Source organism: Serratia marcescens, from assembly GCF_006715005.1.
Lineage (GTDB): Bacteria > Pseudomonadota > Gammaproteobacteria > Enterobacterales > Enterobacteriaceae > Serratia > Serratia montpellierensis.
Window position 1 is genome coordinate 376730 of record NZ_VFMJ01000001.1, and the last position, 14122, is coordinate 390851.

Genomic DNA, 14122 nt, shown 5'->3' on the forward strand with positions numbered 1-14122 from the left:
TTAGTGGTTTACATCAAGGTTTTAATTGGTTATGGTAATTTGGCCCGTGACTCAAAATTGACGACCGTTATTCGCCGTCATGAGTGGGTTTTCGGTGAAAATAATGTGGCATAAAGCAGTGGGATATTTCGACTCTGCATCTGCCGTTCGGATAATAAAAAACCCGACCAGAGGCCGGGTAAAAGTCATCAGTATTTCATCAGTTTTAACGACAGGTGCCGATATCGAGGGGATATCGTCGGGCGTTATATTATCGCCGTAATATGACAGCCAGATGGCAGCCTCAGGCTTTGCGATACAGCCTGCGCGGATGGCCGATATTGCCGTACAACATCTCTACCCGCACGAACTGGGTGGCGACGCAATATTCCAGATAACGGCGGGCGGTGGTCTTGCTGATGCCGACCTGTTCAACCACGTCTTCCACCGCATGCGCCACCGTCGGCTGGGCGATAAACAGCGCCTGCACCAGCTCGAGGGTGTTGGTTTCGATACCCTTGGCGCTCGGCTCGCTGGAAAACTGCTTCGACTGCAGGTTATACAGCGCATCGACGTTGTCCTGATCGATGATCTTGAAGGTGCGCTGGGTCTGCACGAACTGCATGAAGCGCTCGAGCGAATTGCGCAGCCGCTTGTAGGACACCGGCTTGATGATGTAATCGAAGGCGCCGTTGCGGATCGCCTGGCTGCAGGTATGCATGTCGCTGGCGGCGGTGATGAAGATCACCGAACAGGCGGGGTTCTTCACCGCCGGTTCTTCCATCAGCTCGATGCCCTGGCCGTCCGGCAGGAAGTTATCCAGCAGGATCAGCCGTGGCTGATGCGCGTTGGCTTTGGCCCGCGCTTCGGCCAGCGTGGCGGCGTAAGCCACCACCCGCAGGTTGAAATTTTTCTCGATGAACTCCGCGTGCAGCGTCGCCAGTTGCGGCTCGTCTTCCACGATCAGAACGTCCAGTGCTTGGTGTGACATAATCGGGTGCTCAAAAAATCGGGTTATGGGTTTTATTTAGGGATAAATATAGAGAATATCGCGCCGTGCGGCTCGTTGTCCGACACTTCTATGCTGCCGTGCGCCTGCGCCACGTGGCTGGCGACCAGATGCAGGCCGATGCCGTGGTCGCTTTTATCCGCTTTGGTGGTGACGCCCTGTTCAAACAGCGTATCACGAATCTCCTCGGCGATGCCGGTGCCGCGATCCGCCACCTCGATCACCAGCTCGTCGCTGCCGTCGCTGATATAAAGCTCGATCGCTTCGTGCGGGGCCGGGTAGTGCAGCGTCGCCTCCACCGCATTATCCAGCAGGTTGCCGACGATCGACATCAGTTCGGTCTCATTCAGCGCCGCCGGGATCTGCCGCAGCTGGCAGGCCGGATCGAAGCGCAGCTCAATGCCTTTTTCTCTGGCGCTGGAGTATTTGCCCAGCAGCAGGCCGCACAGCGCCGCCGAACTGAAGCGCTGCGAGATGAAATCGAGGATCTCCTGCGCGCCCTCCGACTGGGCCTCCACGTAGCGGATGGCCTCGTCGTAGCGCTGCATATGCAGCAGCCCGGCCAGCGTGGCGGTCCAGTTCAGCTGCTCGTGGCGCATGATACGCAGGTTGTCGGCATAGCGTTTCACCTGGCTGAGCTGGCTGCTCAGGGTATTGATATCGTTCTTGTCGCGGAAGCTGATCACCCAGCCTTGCAGCTCCTGTTCCTGCATGATGCGCACCCGGCTGGCGATCACCCGCACGTGGTTGAAGCGGCACACCTCGTCATGCGTATCCTGGCCCAGCTGCGCGGCGGCGAAGAAGTTCGGCTGCGCCTGGATCACGTCGCCGATCGGCCGGCCCAGCAAGCCGGCGGCGGGCTGGTGCAGATCCAGCAGCTCGCGCGCCGCATGGTTGATGGTGATGATCCGCAGCTGCGGATCGATGGCGATCACCCCTTCATAGATGGCTTCCAGCAGCGCTTTTTGCTGGCGCACCAATAGCGCGATCTCTTTCGGCTCCAGCCAGAACATCTGGCGTTTGAGGTTTTTCGACAGCAGCCAGGAAAACACGAACAGGGCGATCAGCAGCAGGACGATGGAGCCGATAATTTGCGTCAACGTCCTGGCATTTAAATTATCGATGTGCGATTTCAAGTAGCCGACGGAAACGATGCCGATCACGCGATTATTTTCATCCAGGATCGGCGCCTTGCTGCGCAATGAAACACCGATGCCGCCCTTGCGAATGGAAATAATGCTTTTTCCTTCCAGCACCTCTTTATTATCGCCGCCGATCATCGGCGTGCCCAAGCGGCCTTCGTATTCGGAATGATAAAGATGGCGGGCATGATTATCGCCGATGACAATATAGCTGGCGTCGCTGCTGGCGCGGATTTTTTTCATCAGCGCGGCAATTCTGGCGGCATCGTTGTTTTCGACCGCGTCCACCAGCGAAGGGATGAGGGCGATTTCCCGCGCCTGCACCTGGGCGCGGGCACCAAGATCGCGGTGCAGCTGCGCATCCAACTGGTAATAGGTATAGGCGCCGATGCAGGTCAGCAACAGGCAGGAGAAGGCCACCAGGCACAGAAACAGCTTGATTTGAAATGAAAGTTTGAGGCGCATGGCGGTGCTTCACCGTAAAGAGATCCTGAAACCTTACCCTATCACGAGAAGCGGGGTCTGTAATATTGCGCCCGATCAACTTGTGATCCCTCACACGGGATTAGAGTGAACCGGACGAGAATTGTTCGCCTGCGATAAAGTTGATAAGCTTTAAAATAAAAGCGGTATTAACACCATTAAAACCACGCCGGTTTTTACATAATCTTAATTAACCCCATAGAAACCATAACCACCATTAAAAACCCTTTTTAACTTTGAACATAATCACAGCAGATAATCTGTGCGCTTCTCTATGATGGCTGAACAAACTAATAAGAGGCCAGATTATGAGCACAACAGATGATTCTTACCTCGTAGCCAAAGACAAGGCCGCCGATATTCCTCTGCGTGAGAAATGGTGGCGGATACTGGACAATTATAAAGTAGGGATTATTCCGTTACCGTTCTTTATTCTGGCCGGCGTATTGATTCTGCTCGACTGCCTGGAAGGCAAATTGCCGAGCGATATCGTGGTGATGGTGGCTACCCTGGCGTTCTTCGGTTTCGCCTGCGGCGAATTCGGCAAGCGCCTGCCGCTGATCGGCAAAATGGGCGCGGCGGCGATCTGCGCCACCTTCATTCCTTCCGCGCTGGTGCACTATGGCCTGCTGCCGGACGTGGTGGTGGAGTCGACCACCAAGTTCTACAAATCGACCAACATTCTTTATCTCTACATCTGCTGCATTATCGTCGGCAGCATCATGAGCATGAACCGCCAGGTGCTGATCCAGGGCTTCCTGCGCATCTTCATTCCGATGCTATGCGGCGAGATCGTCGGCATGCTGGTGGGGATGGGCGTCGGCATGGCGCTGGGCCTGGAGCCGTTCCAGATCTTCTTCTTCCTGATCCTGCCGATCATGGCCGGCGGCGTGGGTGAAGGGGCGATCCCGCTGTCGATGGGCTACGCGGCGATCCTGCACATGGAGCAGGGCGTGGCGTTGGGGCGCATTCTGCCGATCGTGATGCTCGGCAGCCTGACCGCCATCGTCATCGCCGGCCTGCTCAACCAATTGGGCAAGCGTTATCCGCACCTGACCGGCGAAGGCAGCCTGATGCCGAGCAAGCAGGGCGACAGCGACATGAACGCGGTGGAAAAAATCAGCGGCAAGGTGGACGTCAGCACCATCGCCTGCGGCGCGCTGCTGGCCATCCTGCTGTATATGGTAGGCATGCTGCTGCACCGCCTGATCGGTCTGCCGGCGCCGGTGGGCATGCTGTTCGCCGCCGTAGCGGTGAAGCTGGCGCACGGGGTGTCGCCGCGCATTCAGGAAGGCTCGCAGGTGGTGTACAAATTCTTCCGCACCGCCGTGACTTATCCGATCCTGTTCGCGGTCGGGGTGGCCATCACGCCGTGGCAGGAGCTGGTGGACGCGTTCACCGTACAGAATCTGATCGTGATCGTCACAACCGTCAGCGCGCTGGTGGCGACCGGTTTCTTCGTCGGCAAGAAAATCGGCATGCACCCTATCGACGTGGCGATTGTCTCCTGCTGCCAAAGCGGGCAGGGCGGCACCGGCGACGTCGCGATCCTCACCGCCGGCAACCGCATGTCGCTGATGCCGTTCGCCCAGATCGCGACGCGTATCGGGGGCGCTATCAACGTCTCGCTGTCGCTGCTGGTATTAGCCAAGTTCTTCGTATAACTCCTATAAATCCTTAGCGTTACTTTGCCTTTCCCCGCCCCCGCGGGGATTTTTTTTGCCCGCGCGCCGGCCGTACGCGCGGGCAGGGATAATACCGGTTACGCGGCCTGTTTCATGGCGGCGTCGTACCAGGCGAAGTAGCGCTCTACGCCGCGGCGGCCGGATTCGATCAGCGCGCGTTTCTTCTCCTCGCTGATGCCGAACTCCAGCGTGCCGACGTCGAGCGTATCGACATACACGGTGCGCTTCCAGTCGTCGCTGTCCAGATGCACCTTGGTTTGGATGTCCAGCATCACGTTGGCCACCGCCAGGGTGAAATCAAACAGGTTGTTGACCGGCGTGCGCGGGCCGGCCTGCCCGGCGGCCTGGGCGATTTCGCCGGCGGAGTCCAGGCGAAGCCCCAGTGTGCGGGTGTTGATGCGCTGGCTGGAACTGTCGATGTAAGGCGGCGTGGCGGAGAAGTCATAGTCGAACAGCCGCACCGGGTAGTTGTCGATCATGCCGCCGTCGATGCACAGGTCGCCCAGGGTATTGTTCTTCGCCACGAAGGCGAAGGGGAACGACATCGAAATGCGCAGGCCGTCCGCCACTTTCATGCGCGGCGTAGTGCGATGCGAATAGACCTCGCGCTGGCCACTGTTGAGGTTGGCGCCGATAAAGTAAATCGACTTGAACCCTTTCGCCGCCTTCATCGCTTCGAACTGCTCGAAGGTAATATCCGGCTTGCCGGTATACTGCTTGATAATATCGCGCGACCATTGATAGAAATAATCGCCGGGTGCGATGCCGTATTGATTGAACAGGCGATAGGCGTCCTGAAGCGTACCGAAAAAGCCGCCGTTATAATCGAGGAATTTTTTAAAATCCATCGCCGACAGGATTTTGGTGACGTCTGCCGAGCTGCAGCCCAGGCCGACCAGCAGCGCGGCAATGGCGCCCGCCGAGGCGCCGGAGGTTTGTTTGATCTGCGGCATGATGCCTTTGGCTTCCAGCAATTCCAGCGCGCCGCCATAGGCGATGCCTTTTACGCCGCCGCCTTCAAAGACCAGGTTTTCGAATTGGTAGTTCATGATATTTCCTTACTCGTGGTTTAGGGAGTAAGAAAAATAACCAAGTGGCGAGCGAGAAAATATGGATTGGGATTGTGTGGCTCGGCAAACAAAATTATTCATAATAAATATATTATTTATATATTTATCAAAGGCATTTATTAAACAGGCGCATTGGGCTTTTTGCGTCAATACTTAGCGCTGTTCAATTCTCGCAAGGAGTCATCATGTTCTGGAAACGTTGTCTGCTGGGCGCGGCGCTGGCCGTTATGTCATTACAGGCCGGGGCCGCCGCGCCGCAGGCCAAAACCCCGACGCCGGGATTTTACCGCATCATGCTGGGCAATTTTGAAGTGACCGCGTTGTCCGACGGCATCATTCGTTTGCCGGCGGACAAGCTGTTGCTGAACACCACGCCGCAGCAGATCGCCGCCGGGTTGGCCGAGCGGCATCAAAGCCTGCCGGTGGTCACCTCGGTCAATGCCTATCTGATCAATACCGGCGATAAGCTGGTGATGATCGACAGCGGCGCCGGCCAACTGCTGGGCGACGGCCTGGGCAAGCTGGTGGATAACCTGCGTGCGGCGGGCTACCAGCCGGAGCAGGTGGATGAGATCTACCTGACCCACATGCACCCGGACCACCTCGGCGGCCTGACGCACGACGGCAAGGCGGTATTCCCCAATGCGGTGGTGCGCGCCGCCAGTCAGGACGCGGACTTCTGGCTAAGCGCGGACAAACTGAAACAGGCCAGCGCGGGCAGTAAAAGCAACTTCGAACGGGCCCAGGCGGTGATCAAGCCGTACCAGGCGCTGGGCCACTTTAAGCCGTTCAGCGGCGACGGTGAACTGTCGCCGGGTATTGCCGCCTTCGCCGCCCACGGCCATACGCCGGGGCACAGCGTGTATCAGGTGACCAGCCAGGGCAAGAAGCTGTTGCTGTTGGGGGATCTTATCCACGTGGCAGCGGTGCAGTTGCCGCATCCGAAGGTGGCTATCAGCTTTGACAGCGACGCCAAGGCGGCGGTCGCTCAACGGCTGCGGATATTTGGCGACAGCGCGCGGCAGAGCGAACTGGTCGGCGGCGCACACCTGTCGTTCCCGGGATTGGGGTATTTGAACCGCCAGGGCGATGGTTACACCTGGGTGCCGTTGAACTACGGCACGCTGTAATAGTGATGGCCGCCCGTTGGGCGGCCATCGAACGAGCCCAGACGCATTGTTCGATAATTTGGGATTATGATGCCAGAGAATCGGGGCTTATTCGCCGTGATAAAGAGTGCATGATTAACGTCATGCCTGTCGTTTTCTTTAAGGAGCTCCCGATGAACCAGAAAACTCACTCCGTCGCCATCGTCACTGGCGCCTCGCGCGGTATCGGCGCCGCCATTGCTGAGCGTCTGGCCGCCGACGGCTTTGCCGTCATCATCAACTATTCGGGCAACCCGGCGCCGGCCGATGAGCTGGTGGGCAAGATAGAACAGCGCGGCGGCCGCGCCTTGAGCATCAAGGCCGACGTCAGCGATGCGGCTGCGGTCGCCCAGCTGTTCGACAGCGCCGAACAGGCGTTTGGTGGCGTCGACGTGCTGGTCAATAACGCCGGGGTGATCGCGCTGGCGCCGGTGGCGGACATGCGTGATGAAGACGTGGATCGCCTGCTCGATATCAACCTGAAAGGCAGCTTCAATGCGATGCGCGAGGCGGCGAAGCGCCTGCGCGACAACGGCCGCATCATCAACTTCTCTTCCAGCGTGGTGGGGTTGCTGCAGCCGGGTTACGGTATGTATGCCGCCAGTAAGGCGGCGATCGAGGCGCTGACCAGCGTGCTGGCGAAAGAACTGCGCGGCCGCAATATCACGGTGAACGCCGTCGCGCCGGGGCCAACCGCCACCGGCTTGTTCCTCGACGGTAAAACCCCGGAGCTTATTGAGCGGCTGGCGAAGATGGCGCCGCTGGAGCGCCTGGGCACGCCGGAAGATATCGCCGCGGCGGTGGCGTTCCTTGCCGGGGCTGACGGCGGCTGGATCAACGGACAAACCCTGCGCGCCAACGGCGGCATCGTCTGATTGACGACGCGCCGCCACAGGATCGGGTATCCTGTGGCGGTACACATCACATCAAGGGCAGTTTATGGCGGGCGACACTCAGCAATCCCATCCTGGCGTCAGATCGCCCTGCGTCAGCCTGTGCCGCATCGACGACGAAACCCAGCGGTGCCGGGGATGCCGGCGCACGCGGGCGGAGATCGCCGCCTGGCCGACCGCCAGCGACGCGGAGAAACGCGCCATCTGGCGGCGGCTTGAGCTGCGTGCGGACTTCAAGCAAAACACATAGTCGCGGGAGCACGACACGTCACACTCCCGCGAAAGCCTTTTCCTGATACGGCCAGCCAGTCCTCAGAAATCCCAGTCCTCATCCTCGGTGTTGACCGCCTTGCCGATGACGTAAGACGAACCTGAACCGGAGAAGAAGTCGTGGTTTTCATCGGCGTTCGGCGACAGCGCCGACAGGATCGCCGGGTTGACCTCCGCCATCGCCGGTGGGAACAGCGCTTCATACCCCAGGTTCATCAGCGCTTTGTTGGCGTTGTAGTGCAGGAAGGTCTTCACGTCTTCCGTCCAGCCGACGCCGTCGTACAGCTCCTCGGTGTAACGCACCTCGTTGTCGTACAGATCCTGCATCAGGTCGAAGGCAAAGTTTTTCACCTGCTGGCGCCGTGCGGCGTCCACTTTCTCCAGCCCTTTCTGGAACTTATAGCCGATATAGTAGCCGTGCACCGCCTCGTCGCGAATGATCAGGCGGATCAGATCGGCGGTGTTGGTCAGCTTGGCGCGGCTGGACCAGTACATCGGCAGATAAAAGCCCGAATAGAACAGGAACGACTCGAGAAACACGCTGGCGACCTTTTTCAGCAGCGGATCGTCGCTGCGGTAGTGCGCCAGAATGATGCCGGCTTTCTTCTGCAGCGCGCGGTTTTCCTCGCTCCAGCGATAGGCGTCATCCACGTCCGGCGTTTGGCACAGGGTGGAGAAGATTGAGCTGTAAGAGCGGGCGTGCACCGCCTCCATAAAGCTGATGTTGGAGTACACCGCCTCTTCGTGCGGCGTCAGCGCATCGGCGATCAGGGCCGGCGCGCCGACGGTGTTCTGGATGGTGTCCAGCAGCGTCAGCCCGGTAAACACCCGAATGGTCAGCTGCTGCTCCTTCGGCGTCAGCGTGGCCCAGGACGGGATATCGTTGGACAGCGGCACCTTCTCCGGCAGCCAGAAGTTGGAGGTCAGGCGGTTCCACACCTCCAGATCCTTGTCGTCTTCGATGATGTTCCAGTTGATGGCGCGCACCAGCGGCGCCGATGTTAGGGTTGTCATAAGTTGCCTCACAGCGCGCAGGACACGCAGCCCTGCACCTCGGTGCCTTCCAGCGCCATCTGGCGCAGGCGGATGTAGTAAATGGTCTTGATGCCTTTGCGCCAGGCGTAGATCTGCGCGCGGTTGATGTCGCGGGTGGTGGCGGTATCGCGGAAGAACAACGTCAGCGACAGCCCCTGATCGACGTGCTGCGTCGCGGCGGCATAGGTATCGATGATTTTTTCCGGGCCAATCTCGTAGGCATCCTGGTAATACGCCAGGTTGTCGTTGGTCATGTACGGCGCCGGGTAGTAAACGCGGCCGATCTTGCCTTCCTTGCGGATCTCGATGCGCGAGACGATCGGATGGATGCTGGAGGTGGCGTTGTTGATGTACGAGATGGAACCGGTCGGCGGCACCGCCTGCAGGTTCTGATTGTACAGCCCGTGCATCATCACCGACTGGCGCAGCGCGCGCCACTCGTCGCGGCCCGGAATGGCGATGTTGGCGGCGGCGAACAGCTCGCGCACCCGCTCGGTCTGCGGTAGCCAGTCGCGCTCGGTGTACTTGTCGAAGTACTCGCCGCTGGCATAGCGAGAGTGCTCAAAGCCGTCGAACGTGCCGCCGCGTTCGATCGCCAGCCGGTTCGAGGCGCGGATGGCGTGATAGGCCACGGTATAGAAATAGAGATTGGTGAAGTCGATGCCTTCTTCCGAGCCGTAGAAGATGCGCTCGCGCGCCAGGTAACCGTGCAGGTTCATCTGGCCGAGGCCGATGGCGCGGGCGCTGCGGTTGCCTTCGGCGATCGACGGCACCGAGCGGATATCGCTCATGTCGGCCACCGCGGTCAGCGCGCGGATCGCGGTCTCGATCGCCTTGCCGAAGTCCGGCGCGTCCATGGTTTTGGCGATGTTCAGCGAGCCGAGGTTGCAGGAGATGTCCTTGCCGATGCGATCGTAGCTCAGATCTTCGTGATACGTACTGGCGCGGTTGACCTGCAGGATCTCCGAACACAGATTGCTCATGTTGATGCGCCCGGCGATCGGATTCTCGCGGTTGACCGTGTCCTCGAACATCACGTAGGGATAGCCGGATTCGAACTGGATCTCCGCCAGCACCTGGAAGAATTCGCGTGCGTTGATGCGCGACTTGCGGATACGCTTGTCGTCCACCATCTCGCGGTATTTTTCACTGACGCTGATTTCAGACAGCGGCGTGCCATACACCCGTTCGACGTCGTAGGGCGAGAACAGGTACATCTCTTCGTTGTTCTTCGCCAGCTCGAAGGTGATATCCGGGATCACTACCCCCAGCGACAGCGTCTTGATGCGGATCTTCTCGTCGGCGTTTTCCCGCTTGGTGTCGAGAAAACGCAGAATGTCCGGGTGGTGGGCGTTGAGATACACCGCGCCGGCCCCCTGGCGCGCGCCGAGCTGGTTGGCGTAGGAGAAGGCGTCTTCGAGCATTTTCATGATCGGAATGACGCCGGAGGACTGGTTCTCGATGCGCTTGATCGGCGCGCCCACTTCGCGAATATTGCTCAGCATGAAAGCCACGCCGCCGCCGCGTTTCGACAGCTGCAGCGCGGAGTTCACCGCCCGGCCGATCGACTCCATATTGTCTTCGATGCGCAGCAGGAAGCAGGAGACCAGCTCACCGCGCTGGCGTTTGCCGCAGTTGAGGAAAGTCGGCGTGGCCGGCTGGAAGCGGCCCGAAATCATCTCCTCCACCAGATCCTGTGCCAGGGCGGTGTCGCCCGCCGCCAGCGTCAGCGCCACCATGCACACCCGATCTTCGTAACGCTCCAGATAGCGCTTGCCGTCGAAGGTTTTGAGCGTATAGCTGGTGTAGTACTTGAAGGCGCCGAGGAAGGTCTCGAAGCGGAATTTCTTGGCGTAGGCCTGCTGGAACAGCTGCTTGATAAACGGGAATTCATACTGCGCCAGCACCTGCGGCTCGTAGTAGCCTTCCTCCACCAGATAGCGCAGCTTTTCCTCCAGGTTATGGAAGAACACGGTGTTTTGGTTGACGTGCTGCAGGAAGTAGTGCCGCGCCGCCAGCCGATCTTTATCGAACTGGATCCGGCCTTCCGCATCGTAAAGATTGAGCATCGCGTTGAGCGAATGGTAATCCAGCGCGCCCGTCTCGGGCCTGGTCAGTTCTGTCGTTGCCAAAATGCGGTTACTCCCTGTCTAACGTTTTCAACGTCTTGCGTCGTGCCGAGCAGCTCGAAGCGGTACAAAAAAGGCACCTGGCATTTTTTGGCGATGATGTCGCCGGCGATGCCGTACGCTGCGCCGAAGTTGGTGTTCCCGGCGGCGATGACGCCGCGCAGGTATGAACGGTTTTGCGGAACGTTGAGAAAGCGGATCACCTGGATCGGCACCGCGCCGACGGCGCTGCCGCCGCCATAGCTGGGTACGATCAAGATATAGGGTTGTTCCATCAGCAATTTGCTGCGGGCGCCGGCGATCGGAATGCGGATCGCCGGCAGGCCCAGTTTCTCAACGAATCGATGGGTGTTCTCCGAACTGCTGGAGAAATAGACCAGCGGATTCATCGTCGAGCCTCAGCAGGTGAGCGCCAGCGCGCCGATTTTGTCCGGCCGGAAACCGGACCAGTGGTCGTCACCGGCGATAATCACCGGAACCTGCTGATAACCTAAGGATTTAACGTGGTTCAGCGCCTGCTGATCCTGGGTGAGGTCGATCACCTGATAATCAATCCCCTGTTTATCAAATGCGCGATAAGTGGCGTTGCACTGGACACAGTCCGGCTTACTGTAAATAATAATGCTCATGATTCGCATTTACCTTTAGGCTGAAGGAAAGGCGGGCAAGTCAGATAACGGAGCATCGTTCCTGGCGTTTCTGACGGCGTTATCAACCGAACGACATTCCCTGCGGCTGACCCATAAAATACTATATGTAGATATTTGTTTTATCAACCACGCTATATATGGTGTTTTGTGGGGTTGGGTGCGCAGGCCGCGCCGGGGCTGGAAAAGGCGAGGGAAAAATTTTTTGCGGGTGAGAAATTCCCCCTCTCAGTGAAGAGGGGGAGTCGAGCGCATTACTGACGCATGCTGACGGCCAGACGATTGAAGGCGTTCATGATGCTGATGGCGAAAGTCAGATCGGCGATCTCGGTATCGCTGAAGTGCGCTTTCAGCGCCTCGAAAGCGCTGTCCGGCGCGCCGGTGGCGGCGATCAGCGTCACCGACTCGGCCCATTCCAGCGCGACGCGCTCGCGCTCGCTGAATTCATGGCTGACGCGCCAGCCCGCCAGCGTATCCAGCTTGGCATGACTGAAGCCGCTTTCACGCAGCGCTTTGCCGTGCATGTCCAGGCAGTAGGCGCAGCCGTTGATCTGCGAAACGCGCATAAACATCAACTCGATGGTCGCCTTGTCCAGGGCACCTTTCTCCAGCGCCATCAGCGCGCTCACCATATTTTTGTACGGGGCGGGCGCCAGCTCGGCATAGTTCAAACGTTGCTTAATCATGGTCAACCTCAATCGGTAGTAACGAAATCATGCCGCTACTTTAGCGGCCTTATGGTCTATGCTATAGGGCCATAAAATGATTATTTAACCGGGCCATGATGCCAACTTTCCTGACCTCGCTGCGGCTGGACAGCCGGCTTGCCGAGCCGCTGTACCGGCAGATTTACCAGCGGATTAAAGACGCCATTACCCAGGGCAGCCTGGCGGCAGGCAGCCGGTTGCCCTCAGTGCGCGGGTTGGCGAGCGATTTGGGCGTGGCGCGCGCTACGGTGGAAAGCGCCTACGCGCAACTTATTGCCGAAGGTTTCTTGCAGAGCCGCGGGCAGGCGGGCACCTACGTCTCGCCGCAGCTGCCACACATGCCGCCGGGCGCGGTCTCCGCTGTGCCACCGCTGGTGGCAATGGCGCCCGATCCGCTGCAGCCGCAGGGCATGCTGCAGCCTTTCCAACTGGGGGTACCGGCGCTGGACGCGTTTCCACGGGCGCTGTGGCAGCGCATTGTCGCCCGCCAGCTGCGCGGTTCCACGGTGGCTTCTCTGGCGCTGCCGCCGGCCGGCGGCCTGTCTGAGCTGCGTGAGGCGATCGCCCATTACCTGCATTTGTCGCGCGGCATCAGCTGCCGGCCGGAGCAGATTTTCCTCTGCGCCGGTTATCCGGCGTTGTTGGACTGGGTGACGGAGACGCTGTTACATGCCGGCGACGCGGTATGGATCGAAGATCCTGGCTATCCGGTCACGCGTCCGCTGCTGCTGGCCGCCGGCGTCAGGCCGGTCGCCGTGCCGGTGGATGAACAGGGCATGGACGTGGCCGCGGGTATGCTGACGGCGCCTGAGGCGCGGCTGGCGGTGGTGACGCCAACCCATCAAAGCCCGCTCGGCGTCTCGCTCAGCCTGGCGCGGCGCATGGCGCTGCTCGACTGGGCGCAGCAGCGCAGGGCCTGGATCCTCGAGGATGACTACGACAGCGAGTTTCGCTATCACGGGCGGCCATTGCCGCCGCTGAAAAGCCTCGATGTTCAGGGGCGGGTGTTGTACGCCGGCACCTTCAGCAAAACGCTGTTCCCGGCGCTGCGCATGGCTTATCTGGTGGTGCCCGCCGGTCTGACGGAGACATTCGCACGCAGCAGTCGGCTGCGTGGCTGCGGTTGCCCACCGCTGCTGCAGGCCGGCGTGGCGGACTTTATCCGGCAAGGGCATTTCTACCGCCACCTGAAACGCATGCGGCCGTTGTACCGCCAGCGGCGCGAGTGGCTGACGCAGGCGTTGGAACGGCAACTGGGGGCGTGGCTGACGGTGGTGCCGCAGCAGGGCGGCATTCAGCTGTTGGCCCGGCTGCACGACGGCACAGCGGATGCGCTGTTGGCGGCGCAGGCATGGCAACAAGGGCTGGCGGCGCAGGCGTTGTCGGACTGGCGAATCGACCATCCCGCGGGGCAAGGGTTACTGCTGGGGTTCGCCAATTTCAGCCGGCGAGAGGAAACGGAGCGGGCGGTGCAGGGGCTGGCGCAGCTGTTCAAACGCACAAATTAAACGGCCCGCGATTTCCGCGGGCCAGACGCACATCTGTTTTATCTTTATGACTGCAGGGGTGTTAACGCCGGGCCAGCAGCACGCCGAGCACGATACCGACGGCGGCACCGATCCCTACGCCCTGCCAAGGTTTGTCACGCACATAGCTGTCGGCTTGATCGACCGCGTCGCGCGCATGCTGTGTCAGACTGGTGGAGCCATTGAACCGAGCTCGCGCGTCGCGCAGCACGCCTTTCGCCTTGCTGTGCAGCTCTTTCAGTTCCTCTTTGGTCTTGTCACCGGACTCGCGTAACACTTCATCCAGCGTATCGGCCAACAGAGTCACATCCTGATCGATATCGCGTTCTGTTCTTTCCGCTTTCTTAAACATTCAGCTCTCCATTTCGACACATGTCTTCTAAGTGTAGACCATGCCGA

At 59.7% G+C, this 14122-nt stretch carries 14 protein-coding genes; 5 read left to right on the forward strand and 9 right to left on the reverse strand.

From position 1 onward, the window contains the following. Window positions 1-283: 283 nt before the first annotated feature. Window positions 284-970, reverse strand: coding sequence for a response regulator (locus FHU12_RS01740; protein ID WP_025303996.1), 687 nt, complete (start codon window positions 968-970; stop codon window positions 284-286). A 32-nt stretch (window positions 971-1002) separates the two neighbouring features. After that, window positions 1003-2595, reverse strand: a complete 1593-nt coding sequence (locus FHU12_RS01745) for an ATP-binding protein (protein WP_141967034.1) — start codon at window positions 2593-2595, stop codon at window positions 1003-1005. Between the two features lie 326 nt (window positions 2596-2921). Between FHU12_RS01745 and FHU12_RS01750 the strand changes: the two genes are divergently transcribed. Next, window positions 2922-4277 (forward strand): 2-hydroxycarboxylate transporter family protein, encoded by a 1356-nt coding sequence (locus FHU12_RS01750; protein ID WP_033635692.1) that lies wholly within the window; start codon window positions 2922-2924, stop codon window positions 4275-4277. Between the two features lie 98 nt (window positions 4278-4375). On the opposite strand, the gene FHU12_RS01755 is transcribed toward FHU12_RS01750, so the two are convergent. Beyond that, a complete protein-coding gene (locus FHU12_RS01755; protein WP_048234592.1) occupies window positions 4376-5347 on the reverse strand; it encodes a patatin-like phospholipase family protein in 972 nt (323 codons plus the stop codon). Window positions 5348-5553: 206 nt separating this feature from the next. Here FHU12_RS01755 and FHU12_RS01760 point away from each other — a divergent pair, with 206 nt between their 5' ends. The 3 genes from FHU12_RS01760 to FHU12_RS01770 all read left to right on the forward strand — a co-directional run bounded on the left by FHU12_RS01760 (window position 5554) and on the right by FHU12_RS01770 (window position 7659). Further along, entirely contained in the window at window positions 5554-6498 is a 945-nt protein-coding gene (locus FHU12_RS01760; RefSeq protein ID WP_141967036.1) for an MBL fold metallo-hydrolase, read from the forward strand. Between the two features lie 152 nt (window positions 6499-6650). Continuing rightward, on the forward strand, window positions 6651-7391 hold the full coding sequence (locus FHU12_RS01765; RefSeq protein WP_141967038.1) for an SDR family oxidoreductase: 741 nt from the start codon (window positions 6651-6653) through the stop codon (window positions 7389-7391). Window positions 7392-7455: 64 nt separating this feature from the next. Continuing rightward, window positions 7456-7659 carry a DUF1289 domain-containing protein gene (locus FHU12_RS01770; protein ID WP_131165103.1) on the forward strand — a complete coding sequence of 68 codons (204 nt, stop codon included), beginning with the start codon at window positions 7456-7458 and terminating at the stop codon, window positions 7657-7659. A 62-nt stretch (window positions 7660-7721) separates the two neighbouring features. On the opposite strand, the gene nrdF is transcribed toward FHU12_RS01770, so the two are convergent. The 5 genes from nrdF to FHU12_RS01795 all read right to left on the reverse strand — a co-directional run bounded on the left by nrdF (window position 7722) and on the right by FHU12_RS01795 (window position 12176). Next, the gene (nrdF, locus tag FHU12_RS01775) at window positions 7722-8693 is read right to left on the reverse strand and encodes a class 1b ribonucleoside-diphosphate reductase subunit beta (RefSeq protein ID WP_025303987.1); all 972 of its coding nucleotides are present in this window, start codon (window positions 8691-8693) and stop codon (window positions 7722-7724) included. An 8-nt stretch (window positions 8694-8701) separates the two neighbouring features. Further along, complete coding sequence (nrdE, locus tag FHU12_RS01780) at window positions 8702-10846, reverse strand: class 1b ribonucleoside-diphosphate reductase subunit alpha (RefSeq protein WP_141967040.1); 2145 nt, start codon at window positions 10844-10846, stop codon at window positions 8702-8704. Next, window positions 10828-11232, reverse strand: a complete 405-nt coding sequence (nrdI, locus tag FHU12_RS01785) for a class Ib ribonucleoside-diphosphate reductase assembly flavoprotein NrdI (RefSeq protein ID WP_004928930.1) — start codon at window positions 11230-11232, stop codon at window positions 10828-10830. The genes nrdE and nrdI overlap by 19 nt, the downstream gene beginning before the upstream one ends. A gap of 9 nt (window positions 11233-11241) precedes the next feature. Beyond that, window positions 11242-11472, reverse strand: coding sequence for a glutaredoxin-like protein NrdH (gene nrdH, locus FHU12_RS01790; RefSeq protein WP_004928934.1), 231 nt, complete (start codon window positions 11470-11472; stop codon window positions 11242-11244). Between the two features lie 272 nt (window positions 11473-11744). After that, window positions 11745-12176 carry a carboxymuconolactone decarboxylase family protein gene (locus tag FHU12_RS01795; protein WP_141967042.1) on the reverse strand — a complete coding sequence of 144 codons (432 nt, stop codon included), beginning with the start codon at window positions 12174-12176 and terminating at the stop codon, window positions 11745-11747. Window positions 12177-12271: 95 nt separating this feature from the next. Between FHU12_RS01795 and pdxR the strand changes: the two genes are divergently transcribed. Continuing rightward, the gene (gene pdxR, locus FHU12_RS01800; protein ID WP_141967044.1) at window positions 12272-13705 is read left to right on the forward strand and encodes a MocR-like pyridoxine biosynthesis transcription factor PdxR; all 1434 of its coding nucleotides are present in this window, start codon (window positions 12272-12274) and stop codon (window positions 13703-13705) included. Window positions 13706-13766: 61 nt separating this feature from the next. Here pdxR and FHU12_RS01805 read toward each other — a convergent pair whose 3' ends face one another. Then, on the reverse strand, window positions 13767-14075 hold the full coding sequence (locus FHU12_RS01805; RefSeq protein ID WP_004928950.1) for an ElaB/YgaM/YqjD family protein: 309 nt from the start codon (window positions 14073-14075) through the stop codon (window positions 13767-13769). Between the last annotated feature and the right edge of the window lie 47 nt (window positions 14076-14122).